This window comes from Hymenobacter aerophilus DSM 13606 (assembly GCF_000382225.1).
GTDB classification, from domain to species: domain Bacteria; phylum Bacteroidota; class Bacteroidia; order Cytophagales; family Hymenobacteraceae; genus Hymenobacter; species Hymenobacter aerophilus.
This window is the reverse complement of sequence record NZ_KB907811.1, coordinates 85,938-101,856: the sequence shown is the minus strand read 5'-3', so window position 1 is coordinate 101,856 and position 15,919 is coordinate 85,938. Positions and strand designations below refer to the sequence as shown.

The following is a 15,919-nucleotide window of genomic DNA, read 5'->3' as shown; positions in this document are numbered from 1 at the left end:
CTAAACAAGCACACTGCTTTTCGCTAAATGTCCCGCTCCCTACCGCTGCTGTTGCTGCTAAGCCTGCCCGCCCTTACCGTCAATGCCGCTGTTGCGCCCGCCTATCGGCCGGTAGCCACCAACGGCCCCGAGGATGACACGGCCCAGAAAGGCCGGCTGAACGGGCAGGTGCGCGACGAGCAGGGCCGGCCGGTGGAAGGCGTTTCGGTGGCGCTGAAGGGCACCTACCATGGCACGGCCACCGATGCCAGCGGCCGGTTCCGGCTGACGGCCCCCGAGGGCGACTACCAGCTGGCCGTCAGCAGCCTGGGCTACGAGTTGCAGGAGCTGGCAGTGCACGTTACGGCCGGCCAGACCACTACGCTGCCCGCCTTCACGCTGGTAGCCGGCAGCCAGGCCCTGCAGGAAGTGACCATCAACGGCAGCCGCAGCCTGAACGAGCGGCCGGTGGCCGTGGGCAAGATGCCCATTGCCCCGCTCGATTTGCCCCAGAGCACGTTTACGGTGGAGCGCCAGGTGCTGGAGCAGCAGCAGGTGGTCCGCCTGAGCGACGCGCTGGCCAACGTGAGCGGCGTGTACGTGTCGGGCAACACGGGCGGTTACCAGCAGGAAATTTCGGGTCGCGGCTTCTCGTTCGGCAGCAGCAACACCTTTAAGAACGGGGTGCGCTACAACAACAGCATTCTGCCCGAAACCAGCTCGCTGGAGCGGCTGGAGGTGCTCAAGGGCAGCACGGCCATCCTCTACGGCAACGTGGCGGCCGGCGGCGTGCTGAACCTGGTCACCAAAAAGCCCCGCTTCGAGTCGGGCGGCTCGGTGGGCCTGCGCGCGGGCAGCTACGATTTCTACAAGCCCATGCTTGATGTGTACGGGGCCGTGAATGGCAGCGAGCACGTGGCCTTCCGGGTGAACACGACCTACGAAAACAGCCGCAGCTTCCGCGACGGGGTGAAGGGGGAGCGGTTTTACGTGAACCCCTCGCTGCTCTTCAAAGTGGGTGCCAAAACTGATTTCCTGCTCGAAGGCGACTACCTCAACGACAACCGCACGCCCGATTTCGGCCTCGGCGCCATCAACTACCGCATTGCCGATGTGCCCCGCAGCCGCACGCTGAACACCAACTGGGCCAACATCGGCACCCAGCAGAAATCGGCCACCGCCACCCTCACGCACCGCCTGACCGAGAACTGGCAGCTGCGCGGCGTGGCCGCCTACCAGGGCTTCAGCAGCAACCTGCGCTCGGCCGCCCGCCCCACCACCATCCGCGACAGCGTGGACGTGTTCGCCGGCCTGAACAAGAAAGGCGAGCCCAACAAAATCCTGACCGGCAGCCCCGCCCTCTACGGCAACCTGGTGCGCAGCCTGCAGGCCACCGATATCAGCGAAGATTACTTCCTGGGCCAGCTCGACGTCACGGGCCAGTTCCGCACCGGTTTACTGCGCCACACGCTGCTGGTGGGGGCCGATGCCGACAAGTACAACACGGTGAACGTGGCCTATAACCGCGTAGCCAACTACGACTCCATCAACGTGTTCGAGCCCGGCCGCTTCAATGCCCGTACCAGCCAGCCCGATTTCAGCCGCAACACCCGCACCTTCTCGCCCATCCGCCGGGTTGGCGTGTACGTGCAGGATCTGATCAGCATTACTGATAACCTGAAACTGCTGGCCGGCGTGCGCTACAGCTACCAGGAAACCGGCAGCCAGCAGCTCACCTACAAGGATGGCAAGCTCGGGGAGCTGACCAAAAGCAGCGACGACGCCTTCTCGCCCCGCGTGGGCCTGGTGTATCAGCCGCTGAAAACCATGGCGCTGTTTGCTTCTTATTCCAATTCCTTCAACCTGAATACGGGCACCGATAACACCGGCAAAGCCTTGGTTCCCACCCTCGTCGACCAGTATGAGCTGGGCGTGAAAAAGGAGCTGCTCGACGGCCGGCTGTCGGCCAACCTGACGGCTTATCAGATTGTGAACGGTAACCTGGCCCAGACGATTCTGGCCGATGCCGCCAACTACAATTCCGCCTTCCCGGCGGCCAAGGAGCTGGCCGGCGAGGTAACCAGCCGGGGCATCGAGCTGGATGTGCAGAGCAAGCCCCTGAACGGCTGGACGGTGCTGGCCGGCTACAGCTACAACCGCACCACCTACACGAAAAGCAACGTGTACACCGTGGGTAGCCTGCTGCGCTACAACCCCAACCACACGGCCAACGCTACGGCCTTCTACACCTTCGAGCAGGGCCCGCTGCGGGGCCTGAACGCGGGCCTGACCGCCCTCTACATCGGCGAGCGGCAGGCCGGCCGCAGCGCCCGTAACAACGTAGTAAACGACCAGTACCGCCTGATTGAGCTGCCCGATTACGCCCAGCTCGACGCCTCGGTGGGTTACTCGCTCGACCGCCTCTCGCTGCGGGTCAAGCTCTCGAACCTGCTCAACCAGCTCAGCTACAACGTGCACGACGACAACAGCGTGAACCCCATTGCCCCCCGCCAGTTCCTGACCACGATCAGCTACCGGCTGTAGGCCAAGAAGTGACTCAGTGAATAAGTGAGTGAGTGAATAAATGTGGATACTGAAACCCGGAAGACGCTGGCTGCAACCGGCGGCCTTCCGGGTTTTCGGCCCTTCCAGCCCGGTTAGCTGTTGTCCCCTTCTTGTTTTGACTTCGATGAAAATCTTTTTCCGCAACATTCATCTGTACCTGAGCCTGGCGTCGGGGCTGGTTATTGCCATCGTGTGCTTTACGGGCGGCGTGCTGGTATTTGAAAAGGAACTGGAGCAGGCCTGGCACCCAGAGCGCTACTTCGTGACGCCGCCCCCCGCTGCCGATGCAGCCGTTCGCCAGCCCTTGAGCCAGCTGACGGCCGCCGTGCAGGCTGCCAAGCCCGGCGCCCGCATCACCGGCCTGAAAGTGTACGCCGACCCCACCCGCACCGTGGAGTTCAGCCTGGCCGGCAGCCCCGAGGGCGGCAAGCAGGCAGCCGCCAAAACTGCTCAGCCAGCTGAGGGGAAAGCAGCGAAAGGCGGCGAGAAAAAGGGCGGCAAAGGCGGTGAGAAGAAGGGTGGCAAAGAAGGAAAAGGGGGCGGCCGCGGCCCCACGGTATTCGTGAACCCCTACACGGCGGCCGTTACGGGCGAGCTGAACTACCGCGACACCTTCTTCTATACCATGATGGCCCTGCACCGCGGCATGGTAGGCGGCGAGATTGGCAAGCTGGTGGTAGGCGTGAGCACCATTATGTTCCTGCTTATCATCGGCACCGGGCTGGTGCTGTGGTGGCCGGTCTCGCGCCAGGCCGTGCGCCAGCGCCTGAACGTGAAGTGGGACGGCAGCTGGAAGCGCCTCAACCACGATTTGCACATCGTGCTGGGCTTCTATGCCTCGCTGCTGCTGTTCGTATTTGCCTTTACGGGCCTGGCGTGGTCGTTCGAGTGGTTTAACAAGGGTATCTACGCCGTGACCAACTCCAGCATGGAGCGCCCCGAGCCGCCGGTTTCAGTAGCCCCAATCGCCGCACCGGGCACCGTCGGCTTCTCGGCCGATGCGGCCCTGATGCGCGCCCGCGAACTGGCCCCGCAGTCGGCCTTCTACACCCTGCAACTGCCCAAGGACTCGACGGCCAGCCTAAAGCTGGCCACCCTGCGGCCCGGCGCCTCCTACGAAAACGCCACCGACGAAACCTACCTCGACCAATACAGCGGCCAGGTGGTGGGCGCCCAAACCTACGAGCAGCGCAGCCTGGGCCAACGGGCGCGGGGCCTGTTCAAGCCGGTGCACACGGGCGCCATCTGGGACTGGCCGGGCAAAGTCGTCAGCCTCGTGGCCTGCCTGCTGGGCTTCACCTTCCCCATCACCGGTACCATTCTGTGGCTCAACCGCCTGAAAAAGGCCCGCAAAAAACAGGCGAAGCAGCTGGTAGCGTAGCGGTGCCGTGGTAGCGCGAAAATCCGTTTCGCGCTACAATTACTTTCTGCCACCCCAATTCAGGCCGGCACGGCTAGCTTTGCGGCTGTTATGCCAACTACTACCACCACTCCTCCCCCGCCCCCTGCCGAAAACCGCCTGGTAGCCTTCCTGCGCCGCGCCGGCCTGCTCGACTGGTTTCTGCCGGCGCTGGCGGCCGTTGTGGGCCTGGCTTATGTGGTGCCCGAACTGGGCAGCCCGGCCAGCCCCCTGCCCTGGGACGCACTCAATACCGGGGGCGTGGCGCTGGTTTTCTTTCTGTACGGACTCAAGCTGAGCCTGAGCAGCCTGCGCAATGGTACCCGCAACTGGCGGCTGCATTTGGTGGTGCAGGCCACCACGTTTCTGCTGTTTCCGCTGCTGGCGCTGGCGGTACGGCCGTTGTTTGGCGGCGCACAGGGGCAGCTGCTATGGCCGAGCATTTTCTTTCTGTGCGTGCTGCCGAGCACGGTTTCCACGTCGGTGGTGATGGTGAGCATGGGCCGCGGCAACGTGCCGGCTGCCATTTTCAACGCCAGCCTGAGCGCCCTGCTGGGCATTGCCCTGACGCCGCTGTGGGTGCGGGCCGTGCTGCACCCCGGCGGCGAGGGCACCGCGGGCCTGGCCGGACTGGTGCTGAGCCTCGCCTGGCAGGTGGTGCTGCCCGTGGGCGCCGGCATGCTGCTCAACCCGCGGTTCGGCGAGTGGGCCGGGCGCCAAAAGGCCCGTTTGCGGGTGCTCGACCAGGTAGTTATCCTGAGCATCGTGTTTACCTCGTTCTGCGAGTCGTTTGCCGGGGGCGTGTTCCGTAGCTACGCGCCGGCCACGGTGGCGCTGCTGGGCGTGGGCATGGTGGGGCTGTATTTCGCGGTGTTCGGGCTGGTGGCCGGCGCCAGCCGCCTGCTGGGCTTCCCGGCCCCCGACCGCACCACGGCCATTTTCTGCGGCTCCAAGAAAAGCCTGGTGCACGGCAGCGTGTTTGCCAGCCTGCTGTTTCCGGGCACGGCTGCCACCGGGGCGCTGCTACTGCCGCTCATGCTCTACCACGCCCTGCAAATCGTGCTGGCCAGCATCATGGCCCAGCAATTCGGGCGGGCCGCCGCCCACGCCGAACCCGCGGCCGATGCGGCCACGGTGGTGTAGCCGGAATTGAATTTTAAGCGGATGACGGCCAGAACCGGCCGCAGCCGGCAAATGGCAAGTGCGCGGATTTTTCAGCCAAAACCGTATCTTCCGGCTCGTTTTCTTCCACTTCACCCACCTTTCCGGAATGAAAAAACTTCTTCTCGTTTTTACGCTATTTCTGACTACTACTTTGCTGGCCCGGGCCCAGAGCGCCCCGCCCCAGAAGGTGTACGCCGCCGTAGTCAAAAATAATCCGGCCGAGGTGGACGCCCTGCTGGCCACCGGCACCGACCCCAATGCGCCGGTGGAAATGATGCCCGGCTTCCCCACTACCTTTCTGGTAATTGCCGCCGGCAACGGCCACCTCGACGTGGTGAAGGCGCTGCTCAAAAACAAGGCGCAGGTGGATAAAACCGACTCCTTCCAGATGACCCCGCTGATGGCCGCCGCCGCCAACGGCAGCCTCGACGTGGTAGAATTCCTGCTGGCCAACGGCGCCAACCCTAAAGCCAAGGATAAAGACGGCAAAGATGTGCTGGCCGCCGCCAAAGAAGGCGAAAACGAGCAGGTGGTCAAGCTGATAAAGAGTCGGATTTAAGCTGCTGAAACCAGCACATCTGTCATCCTGAGCAGCGCGAAGGACCTATACAGAGGCTAACGTCTGATGTTGCCTTCTGTATAGGTCCTTCGCGCTGCTCAGGATGACAGATGTTCTTCCCTTAACCCACCCTACTCATACCCCTGGTAGCGCAGCAGGCGCACGACGAGGCCGGTCCAGCCGGTTTGGTGGCTGGCGCCGAGGCCGCGGCCGGTGTCGCCGTGGAAGTACTCGTGGAAGAGCAGGTGGTCTTTGAAGTGCGGGTCGGTCTGGAGCAACTCGTCGCCGTTGAAGGCCGGGCGCAGGCCGTGCTCGTTGCGCAGAAACAGCCGCGTCAGGCGCTCCGACAGGGCCTCGGCAATCTGCTGGAGCGTGTGCATATTGCCCGAGCCCGTTGGGTACTCGACCTGGAAGGCGTCGCCGTAGTAGGCGTAAAAACGCTGCAACGACTCGATGATGAGGTAGTTGATGGGAAACCAGATGGGGCCGCGCCAGTTGCTGTTGCCCCCGAACATGCTGCTTTCGGCCTCGCCGGGCACGTACTGCACCGTGAAGTCGGTTTCGGGCGTGTGGTACACGTAGGGGTTGGCCAGATGGTCGCGCGATAAGGATCGGATGCCGTAGTCGGAGAGGAACTCGGTTTCGTCGAGCATGCGGTGCAGCAGGGCCCGCAGGCGCGAGCGGCGCAGCAAACTCAGTAGGTGCCGGGCGCCCTGGCCCGTGCCGGGGCCCTTCTCGCGCCAGCGCGACACGAGCAGGGCCAGGTGAGGGCGGTTTTCGAGCAGCCAGCGGGCCCGCTCCGTGAAATCAGGCAGGTTGCTGAGTAGCTGCTCGTCAATAACTTCCACGGCAAACAGTGGAATCAAGCCCACGATGGAGCGCACCTTGAGCATGGTGCGGGCGCCATCGGGCGTGTGCAGCACGTCGTAGTAAAACTGGTCTTCCTCGTCCCAGAGATTGAACTGGCCGTCGCCGCCGCGGGTCATGGCGTCGGCGATATAAAGGAAGTGCTCGAAGAATTTGCCCGCCATTTCCTGGTACACCGAGTTGGTGCGGGCCAGTTCCATGGCAATGCGCATGAGGTTGAGCGCGAACATGGCCATCCAGCTCGTGCCGTCCGACTGCTCGATGTGGCCGCCGGTGGGCAGCGGGGCGCTCCTATCGAACACGCCGATGTTGTCGAGGCCCAGAAAACCGCCCTCGAACACGTTCCGCTCGCTTTTATCCTTGCGGTTCACCCACCAGGTAAAGTTGAGCACCAGCTTGTGGAACATGGCTTCCAGAAAAGCCGGGTCGCCGTGGCCGTTGCGCTTTTTGTCCATCTGGTACACCCGCCAGGTGGCCCAGGCGTGCACCGGCGGGTTCACGTCCGACAGGTGCCACTCGTAGGCCGGCAGCTGGCCGTTGGGGTGCATGTACCAGTCGCGGCACAGCAGCCGGAGCTGGTTTTTAGCGAATTCGCTGTCCACCATGGCCAGCGGAATGCAGTGGAAGGCCAAATCCCAGGCCGCATACCAGGGGTATTCCCAGGTATCGGGCATCGAAATGACGTCGTGGTTGCGCAGGTGGCGCCAGTTGTGGTTGCGGCCCTTGTTGCGGCGGGTAGCCGGCGGCCGCGGCAGGGCCGGGTCGCCATCGAGCCACTGGGCCACGTCGTAGTAGTAGAACTGCTTGCTCCAGAGCATGCCCGCGAAGGCCTGGCGCTGCACGTTGCGGGCGTCGGGGTTGTCGGGCAGGTCCTGCTGAATTTCGGCGTAGAACGCATCGGCCTCCTGCCGCCGGGCCTCCACCAGGGCCCCGAAATCGGCAAATGGCTGGGCCAGCTCCTTCTGCGACAGGCGCACCTGCACGGTAACCGACTCGCCGGCCTGCACCTCGAACTGGTAATGGGCGGCCATTTTGGTGCCCCGGCGGGCCGGATTCACGGCCGTAGGGTCGCCGCCTACCACGTAATCGTTGATGCCGTCTTTGAAGTAGCGGCCGGGGTTGTGGTAGTCGGCCAGGCTGCCGGTGCGGTGGTAGTTGGTGTCGTTGTCGCAGAACAGCAGCTCCGCTTCGGGCTGGTCGCAGTAGCAGAAGTACTGGCCCATGGTGGGGTGGGCGGCCAGCGCGGTGCCGGGGGCGTGGGCGGCCAGCACCGGCCGCGCCTCCTGGCCGGGGTAGCCCCAGCTCCAGGTGTTGCGAAACCACAGCTGGGGCAGCACGTGCAGCGGCGCCGCTTCGGGGCCGCGGTTGTGGGCCGTAATGCGCAGCAGCACGTCGTCGGGCCCGGCTTTGGCGTACTCGATGAACACGTCGAAGTAGCGCTGCTGGTCGAACACGCCGGTATCAAGCAGCTCAAATTCGGGGTCCTGGCGGGTGCGGGCGGCACTTTCGCGCCGCAGCTGCTCGTACGGGAATTCGGCCTGCGGATACTTGTAGAGCATCCGCATGTAAGAGTGCGTGGGCGTGCTGTCGAGGTAGTAGTACAACTCCTTCACGTCCTCGCCGTGGTTGCCCTCGGGGTTCGTGAGGCCGAACAGGCGCTCTTTCAGCAGCTCGTCCTGCCCATTCCAGAGGCCCACGGCCAGGCACAGGCGCTGCTCGTCGTCGGAGAGGCCGCCCAGGCCGTCCTCGCCCCAGCGGTAGGCGGTGCTCCGGGCCTCGTCGTGGGGCAGAAAGCTCCAGGCCTGCCCGTCGGGGCTGTAATCTTCGCGGACCGTGCCCCACTGCCGCTCGGCAAGGTAGGGGCCGAATTTCTTCCAGGGAGCGGTCAGGGCGTTGGCGTCGGCCAGCCGCGTTTGTTCGTGCGTCATAAATAGAATCGGGCCGGCCAGGGGCCGCCGGTTCAGGATACCAAAAATCAGGCCCTGTTACGCCGGTAAAGGTACTGGGTTACCAGTTGCCGGCCACTGAGGAGCCTGAAATCTGGTAACCAGACACCGAAACCTACTTCGCCAGCGCCGTAAGCGGCCCGGCGTACGCGGGGTGTTCGGGCACCTCACCGTTCGGTAATGCCCATTCATCAAGCGGCTCCAGGGGCATGGCCAGCAGGCGGGCTACAGTCTGGCCGGCGGGGTCGGCGAAGGCGGGCACGCCGATGGTGATTTGCTGCTGGGGTACGTTGAGGCGCAGCGTGCGGTGCAGCCGGTCCCAGAGCGTGAGCACGACGCCGAAGTTGCTCTGCGTTTCGCGGTCGACCATGGAGTGGTGGATGCCGTGGGCGCGGGGCGTGACCATGACCGGGGCCAAACGGCGCTCCACTTCGTAGGGCAGCTCCCAGTTGCTGTGGTGGAAAGCGGTGCAGGCCTCAAACACCACCTCGAAGCCCAGGGCCGTGGAGCCGCGCACGCCCAGCAGGGCCGCAATACCGGCCCGGTACGGAATGCTGGCCAGCATCTCGCCGAAGTGGAAGCGCCAGCCGGTGGTCAGGTCCATGTCGAGGTCGGAGTGGTGGACGCGGTGCAGGCGCCAGAGCAGCGGCGAGTGCAGCAGCCGGTGCCAGGAGTAGCCCAGGTAATCGAGCAGCAGCACTTCGGCCAGCAGCCGGGCGGGCTCGGGCAGGCGCGAAAGCGGCGGGCGGTAGGGGGCCATCAGCTGGCCCAGGCCCACCATGGCGGGCAGCAGCGTGAGGCGCATGGCCGGCATCGAGGGGGCGGCCAGCACCACGTTGCGCACCCACCGCTCGGTACGGGGCCGGGTGCGGCGGCGCAGCGGCTTGCGGGTTTCGAGCAGCAGCAGGCCCAGCCCCAGCACGGCCAGCACGGGTGTGGCATACTTATCGAAACGCTTGAGCAAGGGGTGAGAAACGGGCAGCAGGGACATATTGAGGGCTAAAGAGGATCGGGAGGCGGTTTGCCGGAGGAATCGGCTTGGCTGGCCTGAAACGGTAACGCCAGCGCGAACTCCCCGCAAATAACCCATTGCAGCCGACTTCTTCCCAGACTACGCCGTACTTTCTGCCTACGCGTCGTGCGCTTCGTGCAGGTACGCGGGCGGGGGCTCGGAATGCAGCAGCTGTTCATCGGCCAGGTAGCGGTGCAGGCCGCTTTCGAGGCTGGGCAGCAGCTGGCCGCGCAGGCTGCCCAGTACGCTGAAGCTGGGCCGGGCGGCGGGCCAGCCAAACGAGGCTGCGGGTTGGGGCTGCACCAGGGCGGGGTCGAGGCCGGCGGTGCGCAGGGCCTGCTGGGCCAGCTCGGCCCAAGTGCAGGCGCCCGCGTTGGCCAGGTGCCAGCGGCCGTGTTCCGCATCGAGCAGCAAATCGAGGGCGGTGTTTACGAGGTCGGGCACGTAGGTGGGCGACACCCGCAGGTCGTCGGCCGCGGCGAAGGGCCGGTTCTGGCGGGCCGCACTCAGGGCGTGGTGCACGAAGTTGTGCTCGTCCCAGGCCCCGAAAAAGGCACTGGTGCGCACCACCAGCGCCTGCGGGTGCCGGCTGAGCACGGCCTGCTCGGCCTGGAGCTTGCTGTGGCCATATACGTTCAGCGGCCGGGCCGGGTCGGTTTCCAGGTAAGGGTGGGTTTGCCGGCCGTCGAATACCAAATCGGAGGAAAACGTGAGCAGCGGCAGGTTTTGGGCGGCGCAGGCGCGGGCCAGCAGCAGCGGGCCCAGCGTGTTTTCGCGGAAGCAGCGGGCCGCATCGGTTTCGGCGGCATCTACCCGCACGTAGCCGGCGGCATTCACCAGGGCCCAGGGCTGGTAGCGGCGCAACGCCTGGCCAATGGAGTCGGCGCTGGTAATGTCCAGCTCATCCCGGCCAAGGCACACGGTTCGCAGGCCCCGAATCCGGCACACGAGCCGGAACGCCCGGCCCAGCGTGCCCGCGGCCCCCGCCACGAGTAGCGGCGGAACATCGGCGGGCAGGGCGGCAGTGGTAGTTGAGTTTGGTTTCATCATACCAAAGCAGGCTCGGAAACAGGCTCAGAAACAGATTGCCGTACGGGCGGCTGATGGGCAGGATAAAAGCGCAGGGGCCGCTGCCACCAGCCGCGCCCGGCCAGCACCGGGTGCTGGTAGTGGCCGTGGCGGATGAGCCCCTGCACCATGCGGGCCAGCGCGGTGGGCCGGGGCGCCCCACCGCGTAGGTCGAACACGCCGCTTTCGTAAGAAGCCCCGTCCTGGGTCAGCAGGTTGTCCCAATCGTAGGCCCCCAGCAACGACCACACCGTGAAGCCGCGCACCTCCACGCCGGCGGCGCGCAGCCGATTGACGGTTTGCCAGCCCTGGTGCAGCCAGCGCATTTGCTCCTCACGGGTGCAGTTGAGGTGCAGCTCGGTTACGGCCAGCGGCCGCCGGTAGCGGGCCCAGGCCGCCTGCAGCACCCCCGCCAGCCCTACCGCCTGGGCGTCGGGCACGCGCACGGCTTCCACGTTCACGTAGGCCGGCCGGTCGGGCGTAGCCGGGGCCGCGCCCAGGCCGGGGTACAGGGCCAGGCGGTCATCTAAAAACCGCTCGCTGGTGAGGTAGTAGTTGATGCCCAGAATATCGGGCGGGCAGGGGGTTTCCTGCAAATCGGTCAGCTCGGCTTCACTCAGGCCGTGCTCGCGCAGGTAGTTCCACAGGGGGTGGGCGGGCGTTACGGTGCCGTTCAGCAAATCGAAGGTCAGCCAGCGCCGGTGGTTTTCAAACTCGGCCCGGGCTGCCAGCGCGGGCGTACAATGCGCCTGGCCCAGGTCCTCGGTCTGCACGAGTTGGGCGGCCGGGTTCACGCGCCGGATGGCCTGCATGGCCTGCCGGGTGGCCAGCACTTGGTTGTAGAGCATGCGCACGAAGGCCGCGTCGGCGGTGGCGTGGGGGTACCACAAGCCGTAGAGGCCACTGAAGCGGGCCGTGGTCAGGGGTTCGTTGACGGGGGTATAGTAGCGCACCCAGGGGTAGCGCGCGGCCACCAACCCGGCGTAGCGGGCCAGCTCGGGGGCGAAATTGGGTTGGTCGAGGGCCGTGTAGCGCGGGCCGCTGCCGTGGTGCACCAGCCCCACGATGGGCTCGATGCCCAGCTCGCGCAGGCGGGCCAGCCGCTCATCGGGCCAGCGCCAGTCGGGCTGCTCCAGGCTGTCGGGGGCCACGTGCTCCCACAGCACCGGGTAGCGCAGCGTGCGCAGGCCCAGTTCGGCGAAACGGTCGAGGTCGGCGAGGCGGTGGCGGTGGCCGCTGCGCGCCAGCTGGTCGGAATAGGCGTCGCCCACGCGTCGGCAGGTGCATTCCACGCCGCCCCAAAGGTCTACGTTCTCCATTCAGGCTGATTTCGTGACTGAAAGCGCATCCTGCCGCCCGCACCGGGCCGAGGAGGGCGCTTCTTTTATACCCGCATTTCAAGCTCCGGGATGCCGTATTAACCACAGAACGCGTGGGTATTTACCCCGGTTTTCCCGCCTGCCGACCTCCGGACTTGCCGCAACGGCGCCGACAGGCGGTGGGCACCCGGCCAAAACGGGGGCGGCGGAGCAGGCGTCAATGCCTACCTTTGCCCGGGCGGGACTTCCGCCGGATTCTCACTTTTCGCCGGGCTGTTTATTTGCCGCCGCGCTGCTCCGTAACCGGGTGGGCGGCTTTTCTTTTTGGCCCCGCTCCTCTCCCACTTTCCGCCGATGCAACAGGTTCTGCACTACTTTACGCAGTACAAAGTCAACTACAAAAACGAAATCCTCTCGGGCCTGACGGTGGCGCTGGCCCTGATTCCGGAGGCCGTGGCGTTTTCGATTATTGCCGGGGTGCCGCCGCTGGTGGGCCTGTACGCCGCCTTCGTGATGGGCCTCGTGACGTCGGTGCTGGGCGGCCGGCCGGGCATGATTTCGGGGGCGACCGGGGCCGTGGCCGTGGTGCTGGTGGCGCTGGCCAAAACCCACGGCGTCGAGTACATTTTCGCCACCGTTATCCTGGCGGGCGCTATTCAGGTGCTGGCGGGCGTGCTGAAGCTGGGCAAGTTTATCCGGCTGGTGCCGCAGTCGGTGATGTTCGGCTTTGTCAACGGGCTGGCCATCATCATCTTTCTCTCGCAGCTGGTGCAGTTTCAGGCCGTCGGGGCCGATGGGGGGCTGCACTGGCTGACGGGGCCGGCGCTCTACACCATGCTGGGGTTGGTGGGCCTCACCATTGCCATTATTGTGGGGCTGCCGCGCCTCACCAAGGTGGTGCCGGCCTCGCTCACGGCCCTGCTGGTGGTGTCGGCGCTGGTTATCGGGCTGGGCATCAATACCAAAACCGTGGGCGACATTGCCTCGATTCAGGGCGGCTTCCCGCCGTTCCACATCCCGGCCGTGCCGTTCACCTTCGCCACGCTGGGCCTCATTTTCCCTTATGCCGCCATCGTGGCCGGGGTGGGTTTGATTGAAAGTTTGCTGACGCTGAACCTGATTGACGAAATCACCGAAACCCGCGGCCGGGGCAACAAGGAGTGCGTGGCCCAGGGCGCGGCCAACATGCTCTCGGGCCTGTTTTCGGGTATGGGCGGCTGCGCCATGATTGGCCAGAGCCTCATCAATATTTCGTCGGGGGCCCGGGCGCGGCTGTCGGGCGTGGTGGCGGCCGTGATGCTGCTGGTGTTCATCATGTTTGGCGCTTCGCTGATTGAGCGCGTGCCGATGGCCGCCCTCACCGGGCTGATGATTATGGTGTCGGTGGGCACGTTTGAGTGGGCCTCGCTACGCACTTTCGGCCGCATGCCCGTCGCCGATTTGGTGGTGATGCTGACCGTGACGCTGGTAACGGTGGTGCTGCACAACCTGGCGCTGGCCGTGCTCATCGGCGTGATTATCGCGGCGCTGGTGTTTGCCTGGGAGAATGCCCGCCGCATCCGGGCCCGCAAGCACCTCGACGAGGCTGGCGTGAAGCACTACGAAATCTTCGGCCCGCTGTTTTTCGGCTCGGTGCAGGCCTTTGGCGAGAAGTTCGACGTGGCCGACGACCCGCAGCAGGTCATCATCGACTTCGCCGAGAGCCGGGTGGCCGATATGTCGGCCATCGAAGCCCTCAACAAGCTTACCGAACGCTACCACCGCCTGGGCAAAACTGTGCATCTGCGCCACCTCAGCCCCGACTGCCGCCACCTGCTTCGGCGCGCCGACGCCCTCATCGACGTCAACATTCTGGAAGACCCTATCTACCACGTCTCGGGCGCCGATTTGCGGTATTAGGCAGTAGCGCGAAGCTCCCGCTTCGCGTGTCGTTGCTGACTGATGACGGACGTCGTTCAACGACACGCGAAGCGGAAGCTTCGCGCTACTGCCCGGCTGCGTAAGTCCTGTTTAACCTCACTCGTAAAACTTGCGCAGCCGGCGCATGCTGGTCAGCACCACCCAGTCGCCGAGGCGGGGGAAGTTGGTGTGCACGATGGCAATGAGCCAGCCCAAGGCCGAAATAACGGTGCGCTGCCGCCGCCGCCGGATGTGGCGCACGATGATGGCGGCCACTTCGGCCTGGGTTTTCTGCCAGCGGGGCTTGCGGTAGGCAATGGGCACGGGCTGGCCATCGGCGTCGAGCACGCGCTTGTCGTCGTCGTTTTCGGTGAAGCCGATGTGCACCACCCCGAAGTGCACGCCGGTGCCATCGAGCTCCAGGCGCAGGGTGTGGGCCAGGTTGGTGAGGGCCGCCTTGCCGGCGCAGTAGGCCGAGCCGCTGGGCATCCCGTTCAGGGCCGAAATAGAGGAAATAAACGTGATGCTGCCATGGCTTTCGAGCAGGTGCGGCAGGGCGGCTTTCAGCGGAAACACGGCCCCGTACACGTTGCTGTCGAGTACCCGCCGGAACACTTCGGGGGCCATATCGAGGAAGTAGGCGCGCTGCGAAATGCTGGCGTTGGCGACCAGAATATCAAGCCGGCCGAACTCCTGCACGGCCGTGGCTACCAGTGCCTCGCAGGCGGCATAGTCGGTGATATCGGCCCGGCAGATGGCCACGGTGGCACCGGCGGCTTCGAGCTGCCGGCGGGTGGCCTCCAAGCGCTCGGGGCGCAGGCCGTTGAGCACCACGGCGGCCCCGGCCGCTCCCAACGCCCGCGCCGTTTCGCGCCCGATACCCGACTCGGAGCCCGTGACGATGGCCACCTTACCGGCCAGCGGCCCGGCCGTGGGCAGCGCCCGGACGCGGCCTGGAGCGGCGGCAGTCGTGGTGTTTGGCTCATCGGCCGGTTGGGCTTCGGTTACGGCGGCTCCTTTAGCCGCGGGCACCACCAAAACGGGCGCGGAAGACGGTTCGGCGGGGGCAGGCACAAAAACGGCCGGGGCCGGACTTTCTTTCCACATAAGTCAAATATACTGTTCAGCCTGAAACCAGGCGAAGGCCTCCGTAATGGCCTGCGCTACCGGCGTTTGGGGCAGGGCCAGCTCGCGCCGGGCTTTGTCGACCGCAAAGTAGTGGCCGTCGTTGGCCACGGCCGTCATGGCGGCGTTCAGGCGAGCGGGCCGGCCGGTGAGGCGGGTTTGCAGGTCGCAGAGCCGACCGTAGAGCTGGGCCAGGCCGGCCGGCAGGGGCCAGCGCGGGGCGGATACGTTCAGCAAATCGGCCATTAGGGTAAAGGCTTCGTGGTAGCTCAGGTTTTCGTTGCCCAAGATGTACGACTCTCCTACCCTGCCTAGATTCAGCGCGTTCACGGTGGCCTGGGCCACGTCGCGCACGTGCACGTAGTTTTTGCCGCCGGGCGGGTAGCCGGGCACTTTGCCGCGGACAATTTCCAGCAGCAAAGCGCCCGAGGTGGGTTTGGCATCGTTGGGGCCTAGCATGAAGGTGGGGTGCACCAGCACGGCCGGTAGCTGCTCGTCGGCCACGGCTTGCAGCACGAGGTCGGTGGCGGCGCGCTTGCTGTCCATGTAGTCGAGGCCGTAGCGGGCGCCGGCGTAGGGCCGGGTTTCGTCGCCTGGATTCTCCCGTGTTCCGAAGCCGAAAACGTTAGCCGTGCCCACGTATACCAGCCGCGCCACGTCGGCGCGGCGGGCCTCGGCCAGCACGGCGCGGGTGCCTTCCACGTTCACAGCCCACAAAGCCGGGTTGCGGGCCGGGTTCACGCTGGCCAGCGCGGCCGCATGGATGATGGCCCCGCAGCCCGCGGCCGCCCCGGCCAGCGTGGCGGGCTGGCTCAGGTCGGCTTCCACATAACCCACGCCCCACCCGGCCGGGAAAGGCGGCGCGGTGCCGGGCCGCACCAGCGCCCGCACCGGCTGGCCCCGGCGGTGTAGCTCGGCCACCAGGTGCCGCCCCAGGAAGCCATTGGCCCCGGTGACGAGGGTTGGTTGCCGGTTTATGGTTGAGGGTTTTTGGCTATCGGGCACGGGTAGTTGTAA

At 65.6% G+C, this 15,919-nt stretch carries 11 protein-coding genes; 5 read left to right on the top strand and 6 right to left on the bottom strand.

What is annotated here, in order from left to right; all coding sequences use genetic code 11:
• Positions 1 to 27 precede the first annotated feature (27 nt).
• From H145_RS0110730 to H145_RS20905, 4 genes are all read left to right on the top strand, one after another.
• Positions 28 to 2,523 carry a TonB-dependent receptor gene (locus tag H145_RS0110730; protein ID WP_019948149.1) on the top strand — a complete coding sequence of 832 codons (2,496 nt, stop codon included), beginning with the start codon at positions 28 to 30 and terminating at the stop codon, positions 2,521 to 2,523.
• A gap of 145 nt (positions 2,524 to 2,668) precedes the next feature.
• The gene (locus H145_RS0110725) at positions 2,669 to 3,925 is read left to right on the top strand and encodes a PepSY-associated TM helix domain-containing protein (RefSeq protein WP_019948148.1); all 1,257 of its coding nucleotides are present in this window, start codon (positions 2,669 to 2,671) and stop codon (positions 3,923 to 3,925) included.
• 90 nt (positions 3,926 to 4,015) lie between these two features.
• A complete protein-coding gene (locus tag H145_RS0110720) occupies positions 4,016 to 5,086 on the top strand; it encodes a bile acid:sodium symporter family protein (protein WP_019948147.1) in 1,071 nt (356 codons plus the stop codon).
• A gap of 127 nt (positions 5,087 to 5,213) precedes the next feature.
• Positions 5,214 to 5,666 carry an ankyrin repeat domain-containing protein gene (locus tag H145_RS20905; RefSeq protein WP_019948146.1) on the top strand — a complete coding sequence of 151 codons (453 nt, stop codon included), beginning with the start codon at positions 5,214 to 5,216 and terminating at the stop codon, positions 5,664 to 5,666.
• Between the two features lie 131 nt (positions 5,667 to 5,797).
• Here H145_RS20905 and H145_RS0110710 read toward each other — a convergent pair whose 3' ends face one another.
• The 4 genes from H145_RS0110710 to H145_RS24625 all read right to left on the bottom strand — a co-directional run bounded on the left by H145_RS0110710 (position 5,798) and on the right by H145_RS24625 (position 11,878).
• Positions 5,798 to 8,461, bottom strand: a complete 2,664-nt coding sequence (locus tag H145_RS0110710; RefSeq protein WP_019948145.1) for an MGH1-like glycoside hydrolase domain-containing protein — start codon at positions 8,459 to 8,461, stop codon at positions 5,798 to 5,800.
• A 133-nt stretch (positions 8,462 to 8,594) separates the two neighbouring features.
• Positions 8,595 to 9,470, bottom strand: a complete 876-nt coding sequence (locus tag H145_RS20900; protein WP_071595167.1) for a sterol desaturase family protein — start codon at positions 9,468 to 9,470, stop codon at positions 8,595 to 8,597.
• Between the two features lie 138 nt (positions 9,471 to 9,608).
• Positions 9,609 to 10,538, bottom strand: a complete 930-nt coding sequence (locus H145_RS24630) for an SDR family oxidoreductase (protein ID WP_033426123.1) — start codon at positions 10,536 to 10,538, stop codon at positions 9,609 to 9,611.
• A complete protein-coding gene (locus tag H145_RS24625; RefSeq protein ID WP_205619311.1) occupies positions 10,538 to 11,878 on the bottom strand; it encodes a family 1 glycosylhydrolase in 1,341 nt (446 codons plus the stop codon). The genes H145_RS24630 and H145_RS24625 overlap by 1 nt, the downstream gene beginning before the upstream one ends.
• A 354-nt stretch (positions 11,879 to 12,232) precedes the next feature.
• Here H145_RS24625 and H145_RS0110695 point away from each other — a divergent pair, with 354 nt between their 5' ends.
• Entirely contained in the window at positions 12,233 to 13,777 is a 1,545-nt protein-coding gene (locus H145_RS0110695) for a SulP family inorganic anion transporter (RefSeq protein WP_019948143.1), read from the top strand.
• Between the two features lie 117 nt (positions 13,778 to 13,894).
• Here the strand turns inward: H145_RS0110695 and H145_RS0110690 are convergent, their stop codons facing one another.
• Positions 13,895 to 14,884 carry an SDR family oxidoreductase gene (locus H145_RS0110690; protein ID WP_019948142.1) on the bottom strand — a complete coding sequence of 330 codons (990 nt, stop codon included), beginning with the start codon at positions 14,882 to 14,884 and terminating at the stop codon, positions 13,895 to 13,897.
• Positions 14,885 to 14,887: 3 nt separating this feature from the next.
• Positions 14,888 to 15,907, bottom strand: coding sequence for an NAD-dependent epimerase/dehydratase family protein (locus H145_RS0110685; RefSeq protein WP_019948141.1), 1,020 nt, complete (start codon positions 15,905 to 15,907; stop codon positions 14,888 to 14,890).
• Between the last annotated feature and the right edge of the window lie 12 nt (positions 15,908 to 15,919).